26 protein-coding genes are annotated in these 25,353 nt (G+C 55.4%); 20 read left to right on the top strand and 6 right to left on the bottom strand.

The window, feature by feature from the left end; genetic code table 11:
- Positions 1 to 82: 82 nt before the first annotated feature.
- The 12 genes from NQZ67_RS00545 (at position 83) to fur (ending at position 12,225) form a co-directional block, all read left to right on the top strand.
- Positions 83 to 1,213, top strand: coding sequence for a deoxyribonuclease IV (locus NQZ67_RS00545; protein ID WP_257441841.1), 1,131 nt, complete (start codon positions 83 to 85; stop codon positions 1,211 to 1,213).
- 51 nt (positions 1,214 to 1,264) lie between these two features.
- The gene (gene purU / locus NQZ67_RS00550; protein WP_257441842.1) at positions 1,265 to 2,167 is read left to right on the top strand and encodes a formyltetrahydrofolate deformylase; all 903 of its coding nucleotides are present in this window, start codon (positions 1,265 to 1,267) and stop codon (positions 2,165 to 2,167) included.
- Positions 2,168 to 2,249: 82 nt separating this feature from the next.
- Positions 2,250 to 4,268 (top strand): transketolase, encoded by a 2,019-nt coding sequence (gene tkt, locus NQZ67_RS00555; protein ID WP_257441843.1) that lies wholly within the window; start codon positions 2,250 to 2,252, stop codon positions 4,266 to 4,268.
- Positions 4,269 to 4,317: 49 nt separating this feature from the next.
- On the top strand, positions 4,318 to 4,635 hold the full coding sequence (ppnP, locus tag NQZ67_RS00560) for a pyrimidine/purine nucleoside phosphorylase (RefSeq protein WP_257441844.1): 318 nt from the start codon (positions 4,318 to 4,320) through the stop codon (positions 4,633 to 4,635).
- Between the two features lie 188 nt (positions 4,636 to 4,823).
- A complete protein-coding gene (locus NQZ67_RS00565) occupies positions 4,824 to 5,348 on the top strand; it encodes a DUF420 domain-containing protein (protein ID WP_257441846.1) in 525 nt (174 codons plus the stop codon).
- Positions 5,349 to 5,500: 152 nt separating this feature from the next.
- Positions 5,501 to 6,850, top strand: a complete 1,350-nt coding sequence (locus tag NQZ67_RS00570) for a glucose-6-phosphate isomerase (protein ID WP_257441847.1) — start codon at positions 5,501 to 5,503, stop codon at positions 6,848 to 6,850.
- Between the two features lie 7 nt (positions 6,851 to 6,857).
- Positions 6,858 to 7,490, top strand: coding sequence for a YigZ family protein (locus NQZ67_RS00575; protein WP_257441848.1), 633 nt, complete (start codon positions 6,858 to 6,860; stop codon positions 7,488 to 7,490).
- Positions 7,491 to 7,725: 235 nt separating this feature from the next.
- Positions 7,726 to 8,541 carry a sulfate ABC transporter permease subunit CysT gene (cysT, locus tag NQZ67_RS00580; RefSeq protein WP_257441849.1) on the top strand — a complete coding sequence of 272 codons (816 nt, stop codon included), beginning with the start codon at positions 7,726 to 7,728 and terminating at the stop codon, positions 8,539 to 8,541.
- On the top strand, positions 8,541 to 9,338 hold the full coding sequence (locus tag NQZ67_RS00585; protein ID WP_257441850.1) for a sulfate ABC transporter permease subunit: 798 nt from the start codon (positions 8,541 to 8,543) through the stop codon (positions 9,336 to 9,338). The genes cysT and NQZ67_RS00585 overlap by 1 nt, the downstream gene beginning before the upstream one ends.
- Position 9,339: 1 nt before the next feature.
- Entirely contained in the window at positions 9,340 to 10,404 is a 1,065-nt protein-coding gene (locus NQZ67_RS00590; RefSeq protein WP_257441851.1) for a sulfate/molybdate ABC transporter ATP-binding protein, read from the top strand.
- 50 nt (positions 10,405 to 10,454) lie between these two features.
- Positions 10,455 to 11,522 (top strand): sulfate ABC transporter substrate-binding protein, encoded by a 1,068-nt coding sequence (locus NQZ67_RS00595; protein WP_257441853.1) that lies wholly within the window; start codon positions 10,455 to 10,457, stop codon positions 11,520 to 11,522.
- Positions 11,523 to 11,748: 226 nt separating this feature from the next.
- Positions 11,749 to 12,225, top strand: a complete 477-nt coding sequence (gene fur / locus NQZ67_RS00600; protein WP_257441854.1) for a ferric iron uptake transcriptional regulator — start codon at positions 11,749 to 11,751, stop codon at positions 12,223 to 12,225.
- Between the two features lie 50 nt (positions 12,226 to 12,275).
- Here fur and NQZ67_RS30540 read toward each other — a convergent pair whose 3' ends face one another.
- Together NQZ67_RS30540 and NQZ67_RS00605 are read right to left on the bottom strand one after the other, a co-directional pair.
- Complete coding sequence (locus NQZ67_RS30540) at positions 12,276 to 12,494, bottom strand: cysteine-rich CWC family protein (protein ID WP_371825250.1); 219 nt, start codon at positions 12,492 to 12,494, stop codon at positions 12,276 to 12,278.
- 6 nt (positions 12,495 to 12,500) lie between these two features.
- On the bottom strand, positions 12,501 to 13,310 hold the full coding sequence (locus NQZ67_RS00605) for a Cof-type HAD-IIB family hydrolase (RefSeq protein WP_257441855.1): 810 nt from the start codon (positions 13,308 to 13,310) through the stop codon (positions 12,501 to 12,503).
- Positions 13,311 to 13,400: 90 nt separating this feature from the next.
- Here NQZ67_RS00605 and NQZ67_RS00610 point away from each other — a divergent pair, with 90 nt between their 5' ends.
- The 5 genes from NQZ67_RS00610 to NQZ67_RS00630 all read left to right on the top strand — a co-directional run bounded on the left by NQZ67_RS00610 (position 13,401) and on the right by NQZ67_RS00630 (position 19,531).
- A complete protein-coding gene (locus NQZ67_RS00610) occupies positions 13,401 to 14,825 on the top strand; it encodes a S41 family peptidase (protein WP_257441856.1) in 1,425 nt (474 codons plus the stop codon).
- Positions 14,826 to 15,008: 183 nt separating this feature from the next.
- Complete coding sequence (locus NQZ67_RS00615; protein WP_257441857.1) at positions 15,009 to 15,230, top strand: DUF1450 domain-containing protein; 222 nt, start codon at positions 15,009 to 15,011, stop codon at positions 15,228 to 15,230.
- Between the two features lie 93 nt (positions 15,231 to 15,323).
- Positions 15,324 to 15,830, top strand: coding sequence for a ferritin (locus tag NQZ67_RS00620; protein ID WP_257441858.1), 507 nt, complete (start codon positions 15,324 to 15,326; stop codon positions 15,828 to 15,830).
- A gap of 226 nt (positions 15,831 to 16,056) precedes the next feature.
- Entirely contained in the window at positions 16,057 to 17,595 is a 1,539-nt protein-coding gene (locus tag NQZ67_RS00625; RefSeq protein WP_257441859.1) for a trypsin-like peptidase domain-containing protein, read from the top strand.
- 115 nt (positions 17,596 to 17,710) lie between these two features.
- Positions 17,711 to 19,531, top strand: a complete 1,821-nt coding sequence (locus NQZ67_RS00630; RefSeq protein ID WP_257441860.1) for a B12-binding domain-containing radical SAM protein — start codon at positions 17,711 to 17,713, stop codon at positions 19,529 to 19,531.
- A gap of 93 nt (positions 19,532 to 19,624) precedes the next feature.
- On the opposite strand, the gene NQZ67_RS00635 is transcribed toward NQZ67_RS00630, so the two are convergent.
- From NQZ67_RS00635 to mnmL, 3 genes are all read right to left on the bottom strand, one after another.
- Complete coding sequence (locus NQZ67_RS00635) at positions 19,625 to 20,032, bottom strand: VOC family protein (protein WP_257441861.1); 408 nt, start codon at positions 20,030 to 20,032, stop codon at positions 19,625 to 19,627.
- Between the two features lie 71 nt (positions 20,033 to 20,103).
- Positions 20,104 to 20,682, bottom strand: coding sequence for a tRNA 5-(aminomethyl)-2-thiouridylate-methyltransferase MnmM (gene mnmM / locus NQZ67_RS00640; protein ID WP_257441862.1), 579 nt, complete (start codon positions 20,680 to 20,682; stop codon positions 20,104 to 20,106).
- Between the two features lie 4 nt (positions 20,683 to 20,686).
- Entirely contained in the window at positions 20,687 to 21,643 is a 957-nt protein-coding gene (mnmL, locus tag NQZ67_RS00645; protein WP_257441863.1) for a tRNA modification radical SAM protein MnmL/YtqA, read from the bottom strand.
- Positions 21,644 to 21,925: 282 nt separating this feature from the next.
- On the opposite strand from mnmL, the gene NQZ67_RS00650 reads away from it, so the two are divergent.
- Positions 21,926 to 22,132, top strand: coding sequence for a hypothetical protein (locus NQZ67_RS00650; RefSeq protein ID WP_257441865.1), 207 nt, complete (start codon positions 21,926 to 21,928; stop codon positions 22,130 to 22,132).
- Positions 22,133 to 22,334: 202 nt separating this feature from the next.
- Complete coding sequence (gene trmB, locus NQZ67_RS00655; RefSeq protein WP_257441868.1) at positions 22,335 to 23,087, top strand: tRNA (guanosine(46)-N7)-methyltransferase TrmB; 753 nt, start codon at positions 22,335 to 22,337, stop codon at positions 23,085 to 23,087.
- Between the two features lie 18 nt (positions 23,088 to 23,105).
- On the opposite strand, the gene NQZ67_RS00660 is transcribed toward trmB, so the two are convergent.
- Entirely contained in the window at positions 23,106 to 23,675 is a 570-nt protein-coding gene (locus tag NQZ67_RS00660; RefSeq protein WP_257442392.1) for a phosphatase PAP2 family protein, read from the bottom strand.
- Between the two features lie 222 nt (positions 23,676 to 23,897).
- Here NQZ67_RS00660 and NQZ67_RS00665 point away from each other — a divergent pair, with 222 nt between their 5' ends.
- Positions 23,898 to 25,088 carry a glycosyltransferase family 4 protein gene (locus tag NQZ67_RS00665; protein ID WP_257441869.1) on the top strand — a complete coding sequence of 397 codons (1,191 nt, stop codon included), beginning with the start codon at positions 23,898 to 23,900 and terminating at the stop codon, positions 25,086 to 25,088.
- Positions 25,089 to 25,353: the final 265 nt, after the last annotated feature.

The raw sequence follows: 25,353 nt of genomic DNA on the forward strand, positions 1-25,353 counted from the left end.
ATGAATTATACCGTATTCCTAGATTTATTTCGACATTCCTTGTAAAATAAGGTTTGATCAACCGAAAGGGGCGTAAATAAGCATGTTGAAAATAGGTTCCCATGTATCATTTTCGGACAAAGGTCTTCAAACGGCCGCAAATGAAGCCATTTCTTACGGCTCGAGCACGTTCATGATCTACACCGGAGCACCGCAGAACACGCGGCGCAAACCGATCGACACGTTATATATTGAAGAAGGCAAAGAGCTTATGGCGAAGGCGGGTATCGGCGAAATCGTCGTCCATGCGCCATACATCATCAACCTCGGCTCTTACAAGGAGGATACGTTCGAGCTGGCCGTTAATTTCCTGCAGGAGGAAATCCGACGCACGGACTACATAGGCGTACGCAACATCGTGCTGCATCCCGGCGCTTATACCGACAAAGACGCGGAATACGGCATCGCGCGCATCGCGGAGGGCTTGAACGAAGTGCTTGCGGGCACGAGCGGCACGAAGGTCAACATCGCGCTCGAGACGATGGCCGGCAAAGGCACGGAGATCGGCCGGAGCTTCGAAGAGATCGCCGCGATCATCGACAAGGTGCAGAGCAACGAGAGATTGACGGTTTGCATGGATACGTGCCACATGCACGATGCGGGCTACGATATCGTAGGCGATCTAGACGGCGTGCTGGAGCAATTCGACCGCATAGTCGGCCTGGACCGCGTAGCCGTCGTCCATATTAACGACAGCAAGAATCCGAAGGGAGCGGGGAAGGACCGCCACGCGCCGGTCGGAGCGGGATGGCTGGGACAGGCCGCGATTTCGAATATCGTGAACCACGAGGCGCTGAAAGGCCGCCCGTTCATTCTCGAGACGCCATGGATCGGTAAAAACGACAAAACGGAGAGACCGATGTATGAGGTTGAAATCGCGCTTTTGCGCGGTGACGTGAAAAACCGGTTCGGAGAAGGCTTCCTGGAGGACGTCGACCGCCTTCATTCCTTCTTCTCGAAGCAGGACATCGACCCGCGCAGCTTCGTGTTAGATACGTGGACGCTGCTGAAGAACGATGCCAAGGCTAAGAAAGCGGATCCTCGCGAACCGATGGAGCGTCTGTATGATTTAATAATGGCGGAAAGCGCATTGTCCTCCGAGCTGTCGGAGGAGCAGGTGAACCAGCGTCTGACGGCCTGGTTCGCGGGCAAGGAGCTGTTCGCGCGCGTATAGCCGCGGCTGCTTCCGCCTTTTATCAACTAATAGAAAAGGAAGATTGGTCACATGTCATCGAATACGAATCAATCGCTTCAGACGGGCGAGGCGGCTAGCAAGAGCGGACGCGCCCGCATATTGATTTCATGCCCGGACCGGCCCGGCATCGTTGCGGCGGTATCGCATTTCCTATACGAGCACGGAGCGAACATCGTGCAGTCGGATCAATATACGATGGACCCGGAAGGAGGCATGTTCTTCATCCGGTTCGAATTCGTGTTGAACGACCTGGAGAAGGAGCTTCCCGTCCTCGTGGAGGATTTCTCCCGCGTGTCGGACCGCTTCGAGATGAAGTGGCACATTTTCCGGGCCAGCCGCAAGAAACGTCTCGCCGTCTTCGTATCCAAGGAAGACCATTGCCTGCTCGAGCTGCTGTGGCAGTGGCAGGCGGGAGACCTCGACGCGGATATTGCCATGGTCATCAGCAATCATCCCGACATGCGCCAGCTCGTCGAGTCGTTCGGTATCCCGTACCACCACATCCCGGTGACGCCCGACACGAAGGCCGAAGCGGAGCGCAAGCAAATGGAGGTTGTGGGAGACAAGGCAGACCTTATCGTGCTTGCCCGGTACATGCAGATTATTTCGCCGAAGTTCATCGAGCAGTTCCCGAACCGGATCATCAATATCCATCACTCCTTCCTGCCGGCGTTCGTCGGGGGCAAGCCGTATGCTCAGGCATACAACCGCGGCGTGAAAATTATCGGAGCGACGGCCCACTATGTGACGGAGGAGCTGGACGGCGGACCGATTATCGAGCAGGACGTTCAGCGCGTCAGCCATCGGGATAACGTGGAGGATCTGAAGCGAATCGGACGTACGATCGAGCGCGTCGTTCTCGCTCGGGCGGTCAAATGGCATATCGAGGACCGGGTGCTCGTTCACCAGAACAAGACGGTTGTTTTCAATTAATGCCGAATGATACAATATTTGAAGCTAATTCAACGCTTTACCGAGTCATAGATATGAACAGAAGATTACAGGAGGAGAAGAAATGACTGTACCGCAAAAAACGATTGACCAGCTTTCGATAGACACGATCCGCACGCTTGCGATCGATGCGATCGAGAAAGCGAAATCCGGCCATCCGGGCATGCCGATGGGCGCCGCTCCGATGGGCTACCAGCTGTTCGCCAAAAACATGAAGCATAACCCGGCCAATCCGGAGTGGATTAACCGCGACCGCTTCGTGCTGTCCGCAGGACACGGCTCGATGCTTCTATACAGCCTGCTTCATCTGTCGGGGTACGATCTGCCGATCGAAGAGCTGCAGAACTTCCGCCAATGGGGTTCCCTCACGCCTGGTCATCCTGAGTTCGGACATACGGCTGGCGTAGACGCGACGACCGGTCCGCTCGGTCAGGGCGTGGCCATGGCTGTCGGCATGGCAATGGCCGAAGCTCATCTCGCGGCCGTTTATAACAAAGAAGGCTTCGATATTATCAACCACTTTACATATTCCATCTGCGGAGACGGCGACCTGATGGAAGGCATCTCCCACGAGGCTGCTTCCCTCGCGGGCCATCTCGGCCTCGGCAAGCTGGTTGTTCTATACGACTCCAATGATATCTCCCTCGACGGCGAGCTGAGCCTCTCCTACTCCGAGACGGTTCAGAAGCGTTTCGAAGGCTATGGCTGGCAAGTGCTTCGCGTCGAAGACGGCAATGATCTGGACGCCCTGTCGAAAGCGATTGCCGAAGCGCAAGCAGAGCTTTCGAAGCCGACTCTGATCGAAGTGAAAACGGTCATCGGCTACGGCAGCCCGAACAAAGGCGGCAAAGGCGGTCACGCCGGTCCGCACGGTTCGCCGCTGGGCACCGAAGAGACGAAGCTGACGAAGCAATTCTACGGCTGGTCCGAGGAGCATCAATTCCATGTACCGGACGAGGTCCGCGCGAATTTCGCTGAAGTGAAGAACCAAGGCGGGAAAGCAAACGCGGAATGGGACGCTTTGTTCGCATCGTACAAAGCAGCGCATCCGGAGCTTGCGAAGCAATTCGAGCTGGCGATCGCCGGCGATCTTCCTGAAGGCTGGGATGCCGATCTTCCGGCTTACACGGCCGAAGATAAGCCGCTCTCCACTCGCGTCGCTTCCGGTAACGCTCTGAACGGCCTCGCGAAAAACGTGCCGAACCTGGCCGGCGGCTCCGCCGACCTCGAGAGCTCCACGATGACGCATCTTAAAGGCCTCGCGCAGTTCAAACCGGGCAGCTACGACGGCCGCAACATTTATTTCGGCGTGCGCGAGTTCGGCATGGCTGCCGCGATGAACGGCATCAGCCTGCATTCCGGCATCAAGGTATTCGGCGGAACGTTCTTCGTGTTCACAGATTACCTGCGTCCGGCTATCCGTTTGGCCGCTTTGATGGGCCAGCCGGTCGTATACGTTCTTACCCATGACAGCATCGCGGTAGGCGAGGACGGCCCGACTCACGAGCCGATCGAGCAGCTGGCTTCGATTCGCATCATCCCAGGTCTGACGGTGATCCGCCCGGCGGACGGCAACGAGACATCCGCGGCATGGGCTTACGCGCTTCAGAACAAATCGAATCCGGTTGCGCTTGTGCTGACCCGTCAGAACCTTCCGATTCTCGAAGGTACGGTGAGCGGCGCTCGCGATAACGTTAGCAAAGGCGCTTACGTTATCTCCGATGCGGCAAACGGCAAGCCTCAAGCGCAAATTATCGCGACGGGCTCGGAGGTGCAGCTGGCGGTAGCGGCTCAGAAAGCACTTGCCGAAGAGGGCATTCAGGTTCGCGTCATCAGCATGCCGAGCATGGATCTGTTCGAGAAACAATCCAAAGAGTACAAACAATCCGTTATCCTCCCTGACGTCAAAGCGCGTCTGGCCATCGAGATGGCTCATCCGTTCGGCTGGGAGCGTTACACGGGCGATCAAGGCGATATTCTCGCCATCGATCGTTTCGGCGCGTCCGCGCCTGGCGACCGCGTCATCAAGGAGTACGGCTTCACAGTCGAGAATGTCGTCAGCAAAGTAAAAGCTTTGCTGTAATCCGCGGCATCTGGATCATATATTCCATTTATAAAGGAGCAATTCCATCATGTCGCAATTCGAGAATGTAACCGTCGTGAAGAAAGCCAACGTCTACTTCGACGGGAAAGTAACAAGCCGCGCGGTGCTGTTCGCCGACGGAACCAAAAAAACGCTGGGCATCATGCTGCCGGGCGAATACGAGTTCGGGACGGACTGCCTCGAAATCATGGAGATTTTAGGCGGCGACCTGAAGGTGCTGCTCCCGGGTGAAACCGAGTGGCTGCACATTCAAGGCGAAGGCGAGTTCAAGGTTCCGGCCAACACGAAGTTCAAGCTTCAGGTGGCGGAAGTGACGGACTACTGCTGCTCGTACATTTACGAGTAGGGAAGAGGGCTGCATCGTCCAGGCGATGCGGCCCTTTGCGTGTAGTCAGGCCTTCGACGGTGAAAAAGTCGGTTTTTTGTGACATTCGCGGGGGCTATCGCATTGTGCCGGCATGGGGAAATCGGATAGAGTAGGTTTAGGCAGGCGACTTCGCTGGCCAGTTCAAAACCGTAGGAGGGTTTCCCGAAGTGAAAGAAAAAAACTACACGCCCATCGTCGCCGTTCTGACGGTCGTGATCGTTGCGCTGGTCGCGATTTTGTTTTTTCTCCCCGCGTACAACGGCGAAGTCGGCTTCGACGTCAAAGTGCTTCCGCTGCTTAACGCGATTTTCAACAGCTTTACGTTTATAGCGCTGCTAGTCGCCCTCTTTGCGATAGTGAAGAAGAATGTGCGCATGCACCGCGCGTTTATTCTGATGGCGTTCGTGACGACGACATTGTTCCTGTTGTCCTACGTCACCTATCATTATCTGACCGAATCGACGCCATACGGCGGGGAAGGGATCCTAAGAGGCATTTATTTCTTCGTGCTGATCACGCATATCCTTCTGGCGATCGTCGTCGTGCCGCTGGCCCTCCTGTCGCTTGCCAGAGGTCTTGCGAATCAAGTGGACAAGCACAGGAGGATCGCCCGCTGGACGATGCCGATTTGGCTGTATGTCAGCTTGACGGGGGTCGTCGTCTACCTCATGATTTCGCCGTACTATTCGTAACCGGCCAATGGTCTCATCGATTGCCCGACGTCTAGGGTATAAACTCGGTCTATATCCTGAATCGCAATTTCCGATAGCCTGGTTGCTTGTGTTCCCCTAGCAAATCCGATATTCTTTTAAATAAACATTGGTATTTAAGGAGAGAAGAATTCATGAGCAAAACGGTAAAGTTCGACTACAGCAAGGCTTTGACCTTCGTTGGACAACACGAAATCGACTACTTGACGAATCAAGTGCGCGCCGCGCACGATCAATTACATAACGGTTCGGGAGCGGGCTCGGATTATCTCGGCTGGATCGACCTGCCGAACAACTACGACAAGGAAGAGTTCGCCCGCATCAAGCAGGCGGCTCAGAAGATTCAATCCGATTCCGAGGTGCTCATCGTAATCGGCATCGGCGGTTCCTACCTCGGAGCTCGCGCGGCGATCGAGATGCTGTCGAATTCCTTCTATAACGTGCAGACGAAGGAACAGCGCAAGACGCCTCAGGTGTTCTTCGCGGGCAACAACATCAGCTCGACTTACGTTACGCATCTGCTGCAGCTCCTCGAGGGCAGAGACTGGTCGATCAACGTCATCTCCAAATCCGGTACAACGACGGAGCCGGCTATCGCGTTCCGCGTGTTCCGCGCAGAGCTGGAGAAGAAATACGGCAAGGAAGAAGCTCGCAAACGCATTTACGCAACGACGGACAAAGAAAAAGGCGCGCTGAAGAAGCTGTCGAACGAAGAGGGTTACGAGTCGTTTGTTATTCCGGACGACGTGGGCGGCCGCTACTCCGTGCTGACGGCTGTAGGCTTGCTGCCAATCGCGGTGGCGGGCATCGACATCGACGCCATGATGAAGGGCGCGGCCGACGCTTCCGTGGAATACGGCAACCCGAACCTGGCGGAGAACGAAGCCTACCAATACGCGGCTGCGCGCAACGCGCTGTACCGCAAAGGCAAAGTAACCGAAATTCTCGTCAACTACGAGCCGAACCTGCACTTCGTATCGGAATGGTGGAAGCAGCTGTTCGGCGAGAGCGAAGGCAAAGACTACAAAGGCATCTATCCGGCGTCCGTCGATTTCTCCACGGATCTGCACTCGATGGGTCAATTCATTCAGGAAGGCAACCGCAACATCTTCGAGACGGTCATTCAAGTGGGCGAAGTGGCGGAGCATATTACGATTCAGCACGATGCCGACGATCTGGACGGTCTTAACTTCCTGACGGGCAAAACGATGGATTTCGTCAATAAAAAAGCGTTCGAAGGCACTTTGCTTGCCCATACGGACGGCCAAGTTCCGAACTTGATCGTGAACATCGCGGACATGACGCCGTACACGTTTGGCTATCTTGTCTACTTCTTCGAGAAAGCATGCGGCATCAGCGGCTACCTGCTGGGCGTTAATCCATTCGACCAGCCGGGCGTTGAAGCGTACAAGAAGAACATGTTCGCCCTGCTCGGCAAGCCTGGCTACGAGAAGGAGAAAGCGGAGCTGGAAGCGCGCCTGTAATTCGCGTATGTTGAACCGATACAAGACGGTAAGAACCGAAGCGAACAAAGAAATCGTCATTAAAAAATCACGTTTTATCGGCCATGCGAAGCCAGTGGAATCCGAGGATGAAGCGGTTGCTTTCATCGATGAGATCAAACGGCTGCACCGGGCCGCCACGCATAATTGCTCGGCTTACGTCGTCGGAGAGCGCGACCAATTCCAGAAAGCGTCCGATGACGGCGAGCCAAGCGGGACGGCGGGGAAGCCGATTCTCGAGGTCATTAAGAACAAAGGACTCAAAAACGTCGCCGTAGTGGTCACCCGCTACTTCGGGGGCATCATGCTTGGCGCCGGGGGACTTGTCCGCGCCTATACGGACGGGGCGGTAGCCGGAATCGAGGCGGCGGACGAAATCGAGATGGTTCTTCATCGAGAAGTGCGCATCACGGTCGACTACACCTGGTACGGCAAGCTGGAGAACGAATGGCGGGGAAGAGGCACGAAGCTTGGCGGCACGGAATTTACGGATAACGTGACGGTTCTGTGCCTGCCTGAGGAGCCGGAAGCCGACGCCTTCGTCGCGTGGATGACCGATGTGACGCAGGGCCAAGCGTTGATCGAGATTGGCGAAGCCCGCTATTTCATCGCGGGGGAATAAGCAAGGGTGCACAGGAAGAGCCGGTTCGGAAGTACCGGCTCTTTTGCGCGCTTTCCGGGCAGCTTCCCATTTATAAGGGAAACGAATAAATCCCGAATATTTTTGTTATTTAACCATTGACTTCCTTCTTGGGTGAATGCTACATTATTAATACCTAGTAAGTTAATAGGAATTATGTAATTAAACGAGTTGCAACACCTACGGCACGCGCCGATGGTCTGGAGGTTAAGTCACAGTGAATGCATGGTTTCGGGGGAAAAGTTGGAGCTTCGGGTTTCGAACCGCCATTATGCTTTATTTTATCTGTTTAATTGTATTGCCGATTTTAGGGATTTATACGCAGTCGTTCTCGCTTGGGTGGGGCGTGTTCTGGGAAAGCGTTACTGACCCGCTCGCGTGGAAGGCCGTGCTGCTGACGCTGAAGCTGGCGGCCATCGCGACGATCCTTAATATTTTTCTCGGCACAATGATCGGCTGGGTGCTTATTCGTTATAAATTTCCCGGGCGGAGCTTGCTGAACAGTCTAGTTGATCTTCCGTTCGCGCTCCCGACTGCAGTAGGCGGCCTTCTGATATTGCTGCTGCTGGGGCCGAACAGCCTCATTGGTTCGCTGGCGCAGTCCGCCGGCATCGAAATCGTGTTCCATGAGCCGGCAATCGTCGTGGCGATGCTCTTCGTGACATTCCCGTTCGTCATCCGGGCGATACAGCCGCTCCTCGAGGAGCTGGACAAATCGGAGGAGGAAGCCGCTTATACTCTAGGCGCCTCCAAAGCGAAAACGTTTTTTGTCGTCATCTTCCCGACGATGCTTCCCGGCATACTTAGCGGCGCGATGCTCGCCTTCTCAAGGGGGCTGGCCGAATTCGGAGCGGTAGTGCTCGTTGCCGGCAATATTCCCGGCAAGACGCTTGTAGCGTCGGTTTTCATTTTCGGCGAAATCGAAAGCAATAACCCGCAAGGAGCGGCGGCCGTGTCCGTCGTGCTGTTGACATTATCCTTCCTCATCCTATGGATCGTCAACCTCCTGCAAGCAAGGAGGACCGGCGCATAATGAGAAGATTATGGATTACGCTGACGTATATCGTATTCGGCATATTGTTGATCGCTCCGCTGATCAAGATTTTCACCGGGGCGTGGGAGGATGGTCTTCAGGGGTTCATGGATGCATTGACTAGACCTCAATCGCTCCACGCTCTCATGATGACAGGGATCATCGTTGTCGTCGTTACGCTTATTAACACGCTGTTCGGCGTTATGCTGGCGCTCTATCTCGTGCGGGCGCAGTGGCTCGGACCGAAGCTGAAGAGGCTTCTGAACAGTATCGTCGATCTGCCGTTCGCCGTATCTCCGGTCATCGGAGGCTTAATGATCGTTCTGATTCTCGGGCCGAATACGGTCATCGGCGCTTTGTTCGAGGATGCCGGCCTGAAAATCGTATACGCGCTGCCCGGCATGATTCTCGCGACGCTGTTCGTGACGTTCCCGATTATGGTCCGGGAAGTCATGCCGGTGCTCCAAGAAATCGGAGCGCAGCAAGAAGAAGCAGCTTCGACCTTAGGCGCATATTCATGGTATACGTTCTGGAAAGTCACGTGGCCTTCCATCCGGTGGGGCGTCATATACGGCGTCGTGCTGACGGTGGCGCGGTCATTGGGGGAATTTGGCGCGGTTCTCGTCGTTTCGGGCAACATAATGAACAAGACGCAGACGGCGACCACGCTCGTCTACCAGGACGTCGAGAACTTCAACGTGGTAGCCGCGAACGGCATTGCTCTTGTGCTGGCGGCATTCTCCGTAGGCCTGCTGCTTCTGATGGAATGGGCGAAGAAACGAAAGGAAGTGCATTAGGATGCATATCGAGGTCCGCAATTTGAACAAAAACTTCGGCGACTTCCATGCGGTTAAGGATGTCAGCTTCGATATCGAGAAAGGCAAGCTTATCGGGCTGCTCGGTCCGAGCGGCGGCGGCAAAACCTCCATCCTGCGGATGCTGGCGGGACTTGAGGCTCCATCGTCGGGCGACATCGTTTTCCACGGAAAACGAGTGAACGACCTCCCCCCGCAGGAAAGAGGCATCGGGTTCGTGTTCCAGAACTATGCGCTCTTCAAACATATGACGGTATTCGATAACGTGGCGTTCGGTCTTAAGGTGAAGAAGATGCCGAAGGAGCAAATCCGCGAGCGGGTCATGTACCTGGTCGAATTGACGGGACTTAAGGGCTTCGAGCACCGTTACCCGCATCAGCTCTCCGGCGGTCAACGCCAACGCGTGGCGTTCGCCAGAGCGCTGGCGCCGGAGCCGCAGCTGCTGCTGCTCGACGAGCCATTCGCGGCGATCGACGCGAAAATCCGTACGGAGCTTCGGACTTGGCTTAAGGAGATGATCGAACGCGTGGGCATTACGTCGATCTTCGTTACCCATGACCAGGATGAAGCGATCGAAGTGGCGGACGAAATTATGATTATCAGCAAAGGCCGTCTCGAACAGAAGGGCAGCCCGTGGGATATTTACAAAAATCCGGAGACGCCGTTCGTCGCCAGCTTTATCGGCGAGTCGTCGTTCATCGACAACATCTCTTCGCTGAGAGGCTTCGAGAGCGCGGCCGTCCATCCGGAGACAAAGGCTTTGATCCGTCCGGAATACATCGAGCTCGGCAAGCCGGGCGAGATCAAACTCGCATCCGCAACGATGCCCGCAACCGTGAAGCATGTCCATTTCCGCGGCAGCGAGTGGATGGTCGAACTGATGGTAGGCGATACGAAGCTGATCACGTACCGTTCGCTCGAGAAGGACGTTCTGCATCCCGGAGAAAACGTCAGCGTCCTGCTGCACCGGGCTTACTTGTTCAATGACAGCGACAGCTGGATTATGGAGAACCCTCTGAAGGTCGATCCGATGCCGATTCATATTTAAGAGGTTGCGAACACGCACTTTAACAAACTTTTCGCAAAGAGAGTGTTGTCATGATGATACGTATTCCAGCCACAGCCAAACGAATGGTGCCGCTTGCGCTTGCATTCCTGCTTCTATTCGCGGCTGCGGGCTGCAGCGGGAGCGAACCCGCGAACAACGACGGGCAGACCGTGCAAGAGGGCGACGTTACGCTCGTTATCGGGGCTTATTCGGTCGTGAAGGACGCCTTCGGCGAGCTGCTACCGAAGTTTCAGGATTACTGGCTTCAGAAGACCGGACAGCGGGTTACGTTCCAGGAGTCGTACGAGGCGTCCGGGACGCAAGCTAGAGCGATTGCGGGCGGCTTCGAAGCGGATGTCGCGGTGCTTGCGATGGAAGGCGATCTCGATAAAATCGAGGACGCGGGCTTCATCTCGCACAATTGGAGGGAGACTGGCGAGGACGGGATGATCACCCGTTCGATCGTCGTGCTCGGCACAAGGCCGGGCAATCCGCTTGGGATCAAGGGTTGGGAAGATCTGACGCGGGAAGGCGTGAAGGTGCTTTATCCGAACCCTAAGACTTCCGGAGGCGCCCAGTGGGATATTAACGCGATCTACGGGGCCGGTCTGAAGCTCTCGGAGGAAGAGACGGGGGAGAAGTCGCCCGAATTCGCGAAGTCGTTCCTAGAAGCCGTTCACGCGAACGTGGAATCGCTCGACAAGAGCGGAAGGGCGTCCATGGCCGCGTTCGAATATGGGGTCGGCGATGTCATCGTCACTTACGAGAACGAGCTTCTAGCCCGCATCCAGAAAGGCGTCGATTACGATATCGTCGTACCTGAGCACACGATTCTGATCGAGAATCCGGCTGCCGTCGTCGACAAGAACGTGGACCGTCACGGTACGCGGGAGGTTGCGGAAGCGTTTATTGATTATTTGCATAGTCCGGATGCCCAGCGCTTGTTCGTCAAGCATGGATTCCGTGCCGTGGAGCAAACCGTTGCCGCCGAGACGGACGGGCAATTCATCCAGCCGGAGGGCTTATTCGATATTTCCTACCTGGGCGGCTGGAAGGAAGTGCGCGCCAACCTGTATGCCAAGAAAGGCGTTTGGTACCAGGTGCTTGCAGGGATTTAAGCTTATCGTTTCCGGGAGCATTCGCATCAATGATGCGGATGCTTCTTTTTTTCGTCCTGGAAGAAGGGAATCGGGCGAGAAAGGCGAATTGTATGAAAGCAGATTTGACGGTTGCTTTCTGGAGCAAAATCGACTACGATTAGATTAGAATAATTCTAATTTGGAAATGCCGACACTCGTATACCCACATAGATATAAGCATCCATGGACACGGAGGTGCCAAAGCATGAACGTAACGACGGAAATCGAAAAAATTAAACGAAGCTTAATGGAAAACGGATATAAGCTGACGACCCAGCGCGAGATCATCGTGCGGGTGCTGCTGGAGAACGAGCAGGACCATCTCAGCGCCGAGGATGTGTACATGCTCGTGAAGGAGAAGTTTCCCGAGATCGGGCTCGCAACGGTTTACCGTACGCTCGAGCTGCTCGCGGATCTTCAGATCGTCGCCAAGATGAACTTCGGAGACGGCGTGGCCCGGTTCGATCTGCGCGGAGAAGACCATGAGCATATGCATCATCATCTCATCTGCCAGAAATGCGGGGCGCTTGAGGAGATCAAGGAGGACTGGCTCACGGAGCTGGAGGAGCGTCTGGAGCGTGAGTACGGCTTCAAGGTGCTTGACCATCGCCTGGACTTTACGGGCAATTATCAAGGCTGCAGCAGCGGCGAATGCAAGCGGGATTGCAAGGCCGTATCTTAATATCGGCATAGTAAAAAGGAGGGTCGCCCTAATGATGGCGCCCTCCTTCTTTATTCTTCGCGGGACATGTATGACGATTCGGCGCATGAGCGGCAAACGCATCGTTTGCCGCGTTCGCTAGGCGGTATGCGCTCCAACAGCTGCCGTGGTATCTTCGTATGGAAGCACCAGCAATCGGCCGGCTGGTTGCTTTTGACCGCGCCGCAATCATTACTGCCGCCGCAGATAGGGCATCGGTCCGGCATCGGCGGAGCCTCCCTTGCTTGCATTCCGTTCTATAGACCAGGCTGTGCGTTCAATACGAACTTCTCGATGACTTGCTTGACGCCGTCCTCGTTGTTCGACAGCGTGACGTAATCGGCCAGCTCCTTCAAAGCGGGGACGGCATTGCCCATCGCGACGCCCAGACCGGCGGCCTGAATCATCTCGCGGTCGTTCCACGCGTCGCCGATCGCAATGGTTTGCTCCATCGTGCAGCCGATATGCTCCGCCAAATATTGCAGCGCATGGCCTTTGGTGCCTTCTTTGTGCATGATTTCAAGGTAGTGGGCCTTCGACTTCGTAATATGAACGCGATCGCCGACAAGCGCCTGCAGCTCTACGGCCACTTCGTCAAGACGGCCGGGCTCGTCGATCATCAGCAATTTGTTCATGGGCAGGTCGATCAGCTTGGAGAAGTCGGGCTCGATGCGATACGGAATATTGGATTGCCTGGAGTAAGCCCGAATGCGCTCGTTGTCCTCTGTCCCGTAGAGCTCGTCGTCAACGTACAATTGCAGATGAAGGCCGTTCGCCTCGCAATAAGCGTAGACTTGTCTGGCAGCATCTGTCGGGACGGAACGCTCGTACAGCACTTGCCCGTCAAGCAGCGTTTTGACGAGCGCCCCTTGATACGTGATAATAGGTACATTAAGGTTAATGCCTTTGGCAATCTGCCGCGCGGATGCGAACATGCGTCCTGTCGCCAGCGTTACCGTAACTCCGCTAGCAATAGCGGCGGCCATCGCTTGTCTTGTTCCTTCGGTTACGGCCAGCTCGTCGTTCAGCAGCGTGTCGTCTACGTCGATTGCAATCAATTTATACATGCTTTCGGTACAGCTCCTCTCGCCGGTTCGGTGCTACGCAATAAGGATGATTGTAGCGAAAATCCAGCATTCATACAAGGAGATTATGAGATGAACGATCGTCATTATGAAACGCCCGATAGACGGAAATCCGGTTTTATGTATGTCATCGCGGTTATCCTGCTGCTTGGGGCAGGCTACGTGCTTGGCATGATGTCATCCGGCATGAGATACCCCATTCTGAAGGAGCCTGAATTTAAGCAATTGAACGCCTCCTACAAAAAAATAATGAACGATTACCTGAACGGAGCCGACCCCGGTGATCTCATCAATGGCGCGGCTCAGGGCATGGTCGCTTCGCTCAAGGATCCCTATTCGCATTATTTGGTAGGCGAGGCGGGCGAGGCGTATACCCAGTCCTACGAAGGCGAATTTTTCGGGATCGGGGCGAATATGCGCCAGGAAGAAGGGCAGTTCGTCATTACGTCGGTAATTAAGGATACGCCCGCGGAGCGCGGCGGAGTGCTTGCGGGCGATACGATACTCGCCGTGGACGGCGTAGAGATCGCCGGGAAGCCGTTCGACGAGCTTCTGGGACTAGTGCGCGGGGAAGAGGGGACCTCCGTTACGCTGCGCATTCAGAGGGCGAGCGAGGACGAGCCTCTTGAGATTACGATGAAGCGCGCCGCGATACCGGTGCATACCGTGACGTCCGAGCGCCTGGAAGACGGGATCGGCCACGTAACGATAAGCCGATTCGCCGAGAAGACGGCCGAGGAATTCAAGGCGGAGCTCGAGAAGCTGCAGAAGGAAGGACCGCTTGAAGGCCTGCTTCTGGATATGCGCTCCAATCCCGGAGGGCTGCTGACCTCGACGCTGGATATCGCCAATATTCTGGTGCCGAAGAACCGGAAAATTCTTGACGTCGTCTACAAGAACGAACGGCAGACGGTCAGCTTTATGTCCCGGCAAAAAGAAAGCTGGGACATTCCGATCGTTGTTCTCGTGAACGGTCAATCGGCCAGCGCCAGCGAGGTGATGACAGCGGCGCTTAAGGAATCAGCCGGCGCATCCGTCGTCGGCGAGACGACCTACGGGAAGGGCGTCGTGCAAGCTTTCCGGGCGTTCCCGGACGGCTCCGTGCTCAGCATTACAGAAGCTCAGTGGAAGACGCCAGGGGGGACTTGGATCAACGAGGTGGGCGTCAAGCCGGATTACGAGGTGAAGCTCCCGGCATACGCGAGCATTCGCCCGCTTGCAACGGGCGCCGAGATGAAGCTGGGCAGCTATGGCGAGAATGTCGTCACCTTGCAGACGATGCTTCGCGAGCTGGGCTACGGACCGATCGAGGCCGATGGCATATTCGACGAATCGACGGAAGCGGCGTTGAAGGCATTCCAGGCTGCCGAGAAGCTGGAGGCGACAGGCGAGTTCGACGACCGAACCGGCTACCGTCTGCTGGAGCTGCTGAGAGATAAGCTGGAGAGCGAAGATACGCAGCTCCAGAAAGGCATCGAGCTTCTTCAAACGAAATAATAGACAAGGGCCGCTCATAGGGGCGGCTTTTTGTATGGAGCATGGCAAACCGCGGCAACCTGTCTGTCAGACCGTACATGCCTCGATTCGTTTAATGCTTTAAGCGCCTTGACAACGACAATGATAATGATTATCATCATGTTGAGAAACATAATCAACAGGCCTTGGCGCGGGGTGACGAACGTGAAGAAAATTAAGTATTGCAAACGCAATCTCAAGAACGGCTCCAAGTCGCTGTACAAAGCGATGAAGGAGAAGTATCCCGATATCAAAGGGAAGAAAAGCGATTGCCTCGGCAATTGCAAAACCTGCAAGCTGGAATGCTTCGTCGTCGTCAAATCGAAATGCATCAGCGCGCCATCTCCGGATTTGCTCTACAAGCGCCTTAAGAAAATGATTGGATAACTCATTGGTTGGGAAATATAGGCGAGGCGGCATTTGCCGCCTCTTATTTTTATGCTAGAATAAATCTAAATTGGAAAAGCGAGGTGCGCCTAGATGAATGATGCATTGGCTAAAGCGTTAAACGAACAAATGAATTTCGAGTTTTATTCCGCGCACGTCTATCTTGCGATGGCGGCCTACTGCTCCGCGGACAGCTTGGACGGATTCGCCAATTTCTTTATCGTGCAGGCGGAAGAAGAACGGTTCCACGCGATGAAAATATACAAGTTCCTGAACGACCGCGGACGCCGCGCGACGCTGGATGCTTTGCCTGAGCCGAACAACGAATACGACTCGGTGCTTCACGCCTTCGAGCAGGGGTACAAGCACGAGCAGCAGAACACGGAAAGATTCTACAAGCTGTCCGACCTTGCCATGAACGACCGCGAGCACGCGACGATCAACTTCTTGAAGTGGTTCATCGACGAGCAGGTGGAAGAAGAGGCGCTGTTTGACAGCATTATTAACAAGCTGAAGCGGATCGATAAAGACAGCAACGCCTTCTATATGCTGGATACCGAATTCGCGGGAAGATCGTTTACGCCGCCGGCAGGCGAGTAGGAACGGGAGAGCCTGGGACGCGATGCGTCTCGGGCTTTTTTTGTTCTCAGCCTCCTCTGCATTCGGAAGGAAGGAAAGCGGGCGTAGTCGGAAATCGAAGTCATTCCTCTCTAGTACTTTTCTCACAGATTCCGGGACGGTTCTCATAGACAAAGATAGATTTGTAATGGTAGGATTGTAGAGAACTTTATCTATGGTGATTATGGGAGAATGTGGAGGAAATTGGATGAAAAGTAATTGGTATAAAGCCATGATATGCTCCGTGCTTGCCGCGGGGCTCATGCTGTCTCCGCTGTCCGGACAAAGCGCCCAGACGGTATCCGCCGCGAGCGCGGCGGCGGTGAAGACGGAGCATATTCAGCTATGGGTAGACGGCGCGCAGATCAAGCTGTCCGGACCGATAGCAAAAGAAAACGGCATCGCGCTAGTTCCGATGTCGGATCTGCTAGATCCGCTTGATGTGACGTACGTGCTGGAGAAGAAAACGAACACCATCATTATTCGCGACGGCGGTACGACGCTGACGATGGCGATCGGCAAAAAAGAAGCGATCGTGAACGGAGCGACGCGCAAGATGGATGCGGCAGCCGTCATTAAAAACAATATCCCGTACATCCCCTTGCGTTTCGTGGCGGAGGAGCTGGAAGCGGACGTCGAGTGGGATGCCGAGACATCGAAAATCCATGTCAAAAGCTGGTACTATCAAGAATACGAGCAATACGAAGAAGAGCAGCCTTACGAGGCTCCGGGCGAGAAGCTGACCGCAACCGATATCGTCGATCTGTATGACGGCAGCGTCGTCATGATCATGACGAACCGGGCTCTCGGCAGCGGAATCGTCATCGGCGAGGATCTGGTGCTTACGAACTTCCATGTCATCGAGGACGCAACGTCGGCGACGGTTCAATCCATCTATTACGACGAAATCGAAGTTGAGGGCGTTGTTGCGGTTAACGAGATTGCCGATCTGGCTATCATCCGCACGTCCGAGCCGATGGATCTCGAGCCGGTCGAGCTCAGCTACGGCTACCAGGCCCGCAAAGGAGACCGCGTCTACGCGATCGGCAGCCCTCTCGGGGTACAGAATACCGTATCCACGGGCTTGATCAGCAATACGGGGTATGACGGCGGCATCAGCTATATTCAAACCAACGCGCAGACGGATCACGGCAGCTCCGGCGGCGCATTGTTCAATGAATACGGCGAGCTGATCGGCATTACATACGCGGGAATAGACGGCTCCTACGCGGATTTGAACTTCGCGATCCAGGCGTTCCAGGCGGCTATGCTGTTCGATTCCGTTACGGACGAAATGGTGGAAGAAGCCGAATTCCTGACGCCTTCGCTTCCGGAGACGCTGGCCGGCGCTCCGCTGGAGGATATCCGGGACTTGATGGAAGAGGAGTTCGGCCTCGTGCAGACTCTCCAAGGGATGGTTGAATTTACGGACTGGGAAGCGAAGCGCGATGCGGAAGGCTGGCTCGTGCTCACGGCTAACATCGACCCGCTCTACTACATGTATTACGGCGAAGCGACGGCCGGAGAGCTGCGCTTATGGGCGGTCAACCTGGCGACGGAGCTTCACCGCATGCTGCCGGACGAGCAGATTCAAGTTCAGATCTCGTTCGAACGGGATTACAGCTTCCGTCCGCGCAATCTCGCGCCGGACGAAGTGACGTCGATCGGCAACGGCAAATGGCGGGTTCGGTACCCGGTCATCGATATGCAGCTGAACGATCAACTTTATATCGAAACGAGATTTTAATAGAGTGTGGCGCCCGGTCTGCTTGCTTTAAGCGGGGGCGCTACTTTTTTTTGCCTTCGAAGTCCGTTACAATAGGAAGCAGTCCATAGGCCATTACAAGAAAGAGGTTCCCTTCATGAAAGTCGTGTTATCTACCCTTAACGCCAAGTTCATCCATACTTCGCTCGCTTTGCGCTGTCTGAAAGCCTATAGCGAGCATCAATTCGATATAGAAATCGCCGAATATACGATCAAGGATCCGGCCATGAACATCGCGTCCGATCTTTTCTCCAGAAATCCCGACGTGGTCGGCTTCTCCTGCTATATTTGGAACATCGAAGAGACGATCACGGTCGTCAACATGCTGCGCAAAATAAAACCGGAGCTGAAGATCGTGCTCGGCGGGCCCGAGGTGAGCTACGACACCGATCATTGGATGGAACGTCTGCCCGAAGTCGATTTCATCGTCGTGGGCGAGGGCGAAGAGACCTTCCACCATCTGCTCACCGAAATCGAAGGAGACGGCAAATTCCATATGGTGTTCGGCATCGCGTACCGGAAGGTTCGGGATGGCAAGTCCGAGACTCTGATCACTCCGCCTAGGCCGAAGCTGAACCTAAACGAGCTGCCGTCGCCGCACCGGTTCCAGGAAGATATCCCGCAGCTCGGCAGCCGGGTCGTCTATTTCGAGACGAGCCGAGGCTGTCCGTTCAGCTGCCAGTTCTGCCTCTCCAGCATCGAGGTCGGCGTTCGGTATTTCGATATGGAGCGGACCAAATCCGATATCCTGTATCTGATCGACAACGGGGCCAAGCTGATCAAGTTCGTCGACCGCACCTTCAATATCAAACGGGATTACGCCCTCGAAATATTCCAGTTCCTCATCGAGAACCACCGGGGCTGCGTGTTCCAATTCGAGATTACGGCGGACATCATGCGGCCGGAGGTGCTGGATTACTTGGCCGAGCACGCGCCGCCCGGCATCTTCCGCTTCGAGATCGGGGTACAGTCGACCAACGATCCGACGAATCTTGCCGTGCAGCGCCGCCAGAATTGGAACAAGCTCGTCCGGACGGTAACGAAAGTGAAGGATTCCGGCAAGATCGATCAGCATCTCGACCTCATCGCCGGACTGCCGCTCGAGAACTACGATACGTTCAGAGGCACCTTCAACGACGTGTTCGCCCTCCGTCCCGAGGAGCTGCAGCTCGGCTTCCTGAAGATGCTGCGCGGAACCGGGCTCAGGCGGGACGCGGAGAAATGGGGCTACATCTATATGGATCGGGCGCCTTACGAGATGCTGGGCAACGATCTGATGCCGTTCGGGGACATCGTGCGCATCAAGCGCGTCGAAGACGTGCTGGAGAAATATTGGAACGCGCACCGGATGGACCATACGATTCTGTATTTGGTCGATACGGTGTTCAGCTCGCCTTTCGATTTCTTCCAGCAGTTCGGAGACTATTGGGAGGGACGCGGCTGGCAGAAGATCGGCCATCAGCTGGAGGATCTATTCTCCAGGCTGTGGGCGTTCCTGCAAGCGGCGAAGGACGACGAAACGGCAGGCTCGGCGCTTGATCTCGAGGTCGTGCTCGGGCTCATGCAGTACGACTACTTCCTGAATCATAACTACAAACCGCGCAAGACGTGGTGGGAGTTTACGATGGATAAGCCGGAATGGGCCGGCTGGATGAAGAAGCTTTCCGACTCGCCGGCGGAGGCATCTGCCGAATTCGCCGAGCTTGGACTTGGCGAGCGGGAGCTCCATAAGCATGCGGTCATCGAGAAGCTGCCGTTCGACCTGCGTCATTATTTGGAGACGGGGGAGATTGCGAAAGAACGGCATACGCTCTTGGTTATGCTGTACGCGATCGACCAAAGCGGCAGCAAGCCGAAGCCGCGGCCGTTCTTCCTAACGCTGACGCCGGAAGAAGCAGGCGTTACGACGAAACAATAGAGCGATTAAAAGAAAGAAAAGCTATTCCTCGAGACCGGTCCCGGTATTCGAGGAATAGCTTTTTTTTGGATAAAACGAGCGTTAGTATGAAGCTTATTTCGCGCTCCCTGGAGTTCCGGGCTGGAACAGCTCAAGCAGCTCGCCGTCCGGTCCGTAGAAGAAGAAGTAACGGGCGCCGTTCGGCAGCGTCGTAATCTCCTCGTCCTTCAGCTCCACCTGCGGCAGTGCCTTCAAACGCGCGAACTCGGCCTCGACGTCGTCTACCGTAAACGCGGCATGGTGCACTTTGCCCTCGGCAGGCAGCTCCGCGTTATACCCTTGAATCAGCTCCAGCTCCGTCTCTTCGTGGCCGGGAAAAGCGAGGAAGGCCAGCTGGATGACGCCGTTCGTGTGCGTCATGGTGTACTTATGCTCGAGTCCAAGCACCTCCGTATAGAATGCGATGGATGTCCCGATGTCTCGAACCATGATGCCGAGATGCTCTAATTTTTTGACTGCCATGATTTCGTTTCTCCTCTCCGAATCTACTGATGTATATAAGAGCTTGCGCGTGTTGCCTTCTGAACATTTCGCTACTGGCTTTTTCTTTTCTCGACGGCGATCAAATAGGGAGCGGCGCTCCGCTGCGGCTGCCGATATAACACGGCTTGCCCTTCGGTCTGTGGCAGTCCGGCAGCCCATGCTTCTACCGCAACGGCCTCCGCGTCTCCGCCGGAGTGACCGGGATATAGCACGCACGTGATGATACCGCCTGGCTTCAGCAGGGACAGAGCCGCTCCCAGCGCCTCTATTGTCGTTGAAGGCTTCGTGATGACTTCCGTATCGCCGCCGGGCAGATAGCCCAGATTGAACATGACGGCGGAGATCCGGCCGCGGCTATCGACTTCGACCGCTTCGCTCATCCTGGCATGGTCCAGCAGATGAAGGCGGACCCGATCGAGAGCGCCTGCAGCGGTTAAGCGTTCCCGGGTACGGTCAAGCGCCTGCTGCTGGATATCGAAAGCATGGACCCTTCCGCCAGGCCCCACCAGCTCGGCCAGAGCCAGCGTGTCGACTCCGCCTCCGGCCGTCGCGTCGACGACGATATCGCCGCGGCCAGCCCGTTCCGCGATCCATTTGTGCGCCATGCTAAGTACGGATAAGAATCCCATTTCGTTACACCTCCGGCTTCCAAAGCTTGCCTTGCCACGTATCGCGGCGCCGCAGCTCTTGATCGATGCCGTTAAGCACCGGCCATTTGTCCATGCTCCACATCGGTCCGATCAGCAGCTCCTTCGGCGCGTCGCCGGTCAACCGGTGGACGATCATCGCGGGCGGCAATATTTCGAGCGAATCGACGACCAGCTTGATATATTCGTCACGCTCTAGGAATCGCAGCAGGCCGGCTTCGTACTGCTTGACCATCGGCGTCTTGCGCATCAGGTGGAGCAGGTGGATCTTAATGCCCTGCACGTCCATTCCCGCAACCGACCGGCACGTCTCCAGCATCATCTCGTGCGTCTCCTGCGGCAGCCCGTATATAATGTGCGCGCAAACCCGAATGCCTCGCTCCCGCAGCCTTCTTACGGCATCGCGGTAACATTCGGTGTCATGCGCCCGGTTAATGAGCTCGGACGTCGTTTCGTGCACGGTCTGCAAGCCCAACTCGACCCACAGGTACGTTCTTTCGTTCAGCTCCGCCAGATAGTCGACGACATCGTCGGGTAGGCAGTCCGGCCTCGTCGCGATCGAAAGGCCGACAACGCCCGGCTGACGAAGAATAACCTCGTAATAGTCCCGCAGCTCCTCCACGGGAGCGTATGTATTCGTATAAGCCTGGAAATAGCCGATGTAGGCGGCTTCCGGCCATTTCCGATGCTGACGGTCACGGATCTTATTGAATTGCGTGACAAGATCGTCCCGTCTGCTCCCGGCGAAATCGCCGGAGCCGCGCGCGCTGCAGAAGGTGCACCCGCCTTTGGCGAGGGTGCCGTCGCGGTTGGGACAGGTGAAGCCGGCATCCAGCGTTACTTTAAATACTTTGCAGCCGAATTGCTCCCGCATTTCGTAGTTCCAGGTATGAAATCTTTTATCGCCCCAAAGCGTCGGATGCCCGGTAATTGTTGGAATCATGTTTTTACCCTTCCATGTTGACGTTCACCCTACATTTTATCGGAAAAATCAGCGAAAAGCCACGTTTTGTCCCGTGACCCGCGCATGATTGTTCGGATTCTGGGAAAACTGGTAATCAGGGAGCCGAAACCGAAGATTGGGCTTGAAAAACCTAACATCATGTGTTATATTAAAAGTGCGACAAATCAACAAAAAAACCTGACATAGCCTATTTGAAACCGCACACATGAAAAGTCGACGAATTGGTATTTTTTAAAACATAAACCGACGAGGTGATGTGAGATGAATCTGACAAAAATTCCAAATGGCGATGAGAAAGTAACGGTTGAGCTGACGGTGAAAGAATTGATGGCGCTTGCAGGCGTCCACTTTCACTCCAACCACGACGTCAAGGTTTCCGCTCGCAAGAAGCTGAACATGGTTCTTGCGGACACAAGCGCGCAGGATGGCAAGCAGAACACATCCATTTCGTATCAGTTCCTGAACTAAGGCAGACGCCACATAAGTCCATAGAGAAATGCCGCCGGGGCATTTCGACGGTCCGCACGCGACCGGTCGGAATGCCTCTTTTCCTATGCCTCCCGCGATAGACGGGGAACCGGCAGCCAAAAACGCTTTACAACGAAGGCAGAGTTGGGCAAAATAAGGACTGACTTACATCTCGTGAATGACCGTGAAGGAGAAATAGCATATGCGTTTGAGAGGAAGAAAAGGAATCAGGGAAAACCTGGAGAGTCAGCCGGAGCTTGTCGTGCTGGACGCGACGCCTCACCGCGGCAATTGGAAAGCGTTCTTCGGCAACGATAACCCGATTTATGTGGAGCTGGGAATGGGCAAAGGGCGTTTCATCAGCCAAATGAGCGTGCGGAACCCCCATATTAACTTTATCGGCGTTGATATGTACGACGAGCTTCTCAGACGCGCGAGCGAGAAGGCCCGCTTGGCCTGGGAGGAGAAAGGCGTCGACGCCCCGCCTAACTTGGCGCTGCTGCGAGCTAATATCGAAGGCATCGAAACGATGTTCGCTCCCGGAGAGCTCGAGCGCGTCTACTTGAACTTCAGCGATCCTTGGCCGAAGAGCAAGCATGCCCGCCGCAGGCTTACCCATGAACGGTTCGTCTCTAAATATAAGGAAATATTGAACGAGAACGGCGAAATTCATTTTAAAACGGACTCCCAATCCCTGTTCGAATTTTCGCTGAACAGCTTCGCGGACATGGAGCTCGTCATGCGGAATATCTCGCTTAACCTGCATAAGGACGGGCCGCGCGAGGATCTGGTGTTCACCGAATACGAGACCAAATTCATGGAGAAAGGCCAGCCGATCCACCGCGTAGAGGTCGTCATCGGCGAGGAAGCGCTGAGACAGCATCGCGCGCGGAAACAAGAAAGCCTGCGGGCGGAAGCCGCCGCAAGCCTGGAGCAAGACGATTCGGAAGACTAATTTAATTCGCGTCCGCGCCTAGAGGAACGGGATGTTCTCCGGCCAGAACGCATGAACGGCAATCGCCGTCGCGGTGCCGATCACGGCGCCGGCCGCAACGTCGGACGGATAATGCAAGCCCAGGTACATCCTGGACCACGCAACCGAGAAGGCGATAAGGATCGCCGCCGGCGCTATAGCGAACGTCCACGGACTGCCGGCCATAAGCAAAGGAACGACCCATGCGAAGATGGCCGTCGTATGGCCGGAAGGGAAGGAGGAGTCTGACAGCGGCTTCGGACAAGTGTTCACGTCGGGTAGGGCCTGATAAGGACGCAGCCGCTTCAGCTTCCTCTTCACGATCGCGACGGGAATATGGCTGATGGCCACGGCTGCGAGACTTTGCCAGCCCGCGGCACTCCATGGAGCGGGCGCAAGCAGAGCGATGAGTATGGCGGCGGCGAGCGTAAACGTGGCGCCGCCCATATGCGTTACCGTGCTCAGCCAGCGATCGAGCGCCATGAGCAGGCGTCCGCCGGATGGCCTGCGATTCGCCCAAATGAGCATCCTCCGCTCTCTTAACCTCATCCATCCAATCCATCCGAGCATTCTCTCCACACCGCGTCATCCTCGCTGTCCAAAGATGCTTGACTGACCTCTTGCTGTCCATTGTAGCCGATAAGTATTGTCGCAGCGTTAACGCCGTACGAATTTCATATTAACGATTCGTTCATACCCTCTTAATCCGAAGAAAACATACGCCGAGTACAGTGAAGAAAACACGCTCGGCGTGCTTTGCATGCAGCGCGAGCCATACGGAGGCGAGTGTAGATGAGAGTGGCTATCTTTACGGATACGTATGTCCCGGATGTGAACGGCGTAGCCCGGACGCTGAAGAGGTGGACGAATTACCTGGAGCGGCATGGCGTTTGCTGCAAGGTTTTCGCGCCAGAGCCTTCGGCGGAGGAGAGCCGGGCAGCCTCTCTTCATTCCGTCGAACGATTTGCCAGCTTTCCGTTTTTCCTCTATCCCGAATGCCGGTTAGCCGTCCCCAATCTTCTTCATATAAGAAAGTCCATCGCCGCGTTCAATCCCCATCTGATCCATGTCGCTACCCCATTCAACCTCGGCCTTTGCGGCATACGAGCCGCGCGCAAGTTCAACATTCCGCTCATCGCTTCCTACCACACCAACTTTGATCAATATTTGCCGTTTTACAATTTGCAATGGATGGAAAAGCTGTTATGGAGATATATGGAGTGGTTCCACCGGGACTGCCGGTCGATATTCGTCCCGTCGGCGAATACGCTGGAGGATTTGGCGGGCAGGGGATGGGATGCCTCGAAGCTGCAAATATGGAGCAGAGGCGTAGATGCCGGCGTTTTCCATCCTCTGGTCGACCGCAAGGAGCTCCTGTCTCGATCCGGCATAGATCCGGATTCGTTTCTCGTTTTTTTCGCCGGGAGGCTGGCTCCGGAGAAAGACGTAGAGACGGCCGTCCATGCTTTCGCGAAATTCCGGCGTTCGTCCAATCCGGACGCCGTTCTCGTCATTGCGGGGGAAGGACCATCCGCCGATTCGCTGAAGTCGTTATGCGAGAAAGAGGGAGTCGACGCGAGATTCATCGGCTTTCTGGCTCCGCAGGAGCTGCAGCGCTGGTACGCTTCGGCCGACGTGCTGCTGTTCCCGTCTCCGACGGAGACGTTCGGCAACGTGGTGCTCGAGGCGATGGCATGCGGCACGCCCGTGATCGGAGCGGACGCGGGTGGCGTTCGGGAGACGATTCGGGAGGGCGTGACCGGCTTCAAGCGGCAGCCGGGCGATCCGGAAGCGTTCGCCTCGGCGCTGGAGCGCCTGCACCTGGATGAGGAATTACGTCTTGCCATGGGCCGGAATGCTCATGAATTCGCCATGTCCCGATCATGGGAGGCTATTTTCGACAAGCTCCTTGAGCAGTGCAGAACGGTCGTATTGACGGCTGGGCGCGAATATCCCCGATTACCGGAGCAGCACATTAATTAAATTTAATAGTTGCCGTAATATGGAGGACATTCGTGCTAAAAACGCAGAAATTGGTTGAGAATAAGAAGGATGCGGAGCAAACGGAGGGGAAGTGAGTCCTACATTCCCATGCAAGCGTTTTTCTGCCAGAATTGAGCCTAATTAAGCTCTATTCCCATTTTGACAAAAATGGAGGGTTCAGTGGAAAATCAGAAAGTCATTAATTACATGAATCGCTACTAAAGAAAGCCTGCCGTCCCAAACATAGAAAATGAGCAGGCACACA

The sequence above is a fragment of the Paenibacillus soyae genome, from assembly GCF_024623455.1.
GTDB classification, from domain to species: Bacteria; Bacillota; Bacilli; order Paenibacillales; family Paenibacillaceae; genus Pristimantibacillus; species Pristimantibacillus soyae.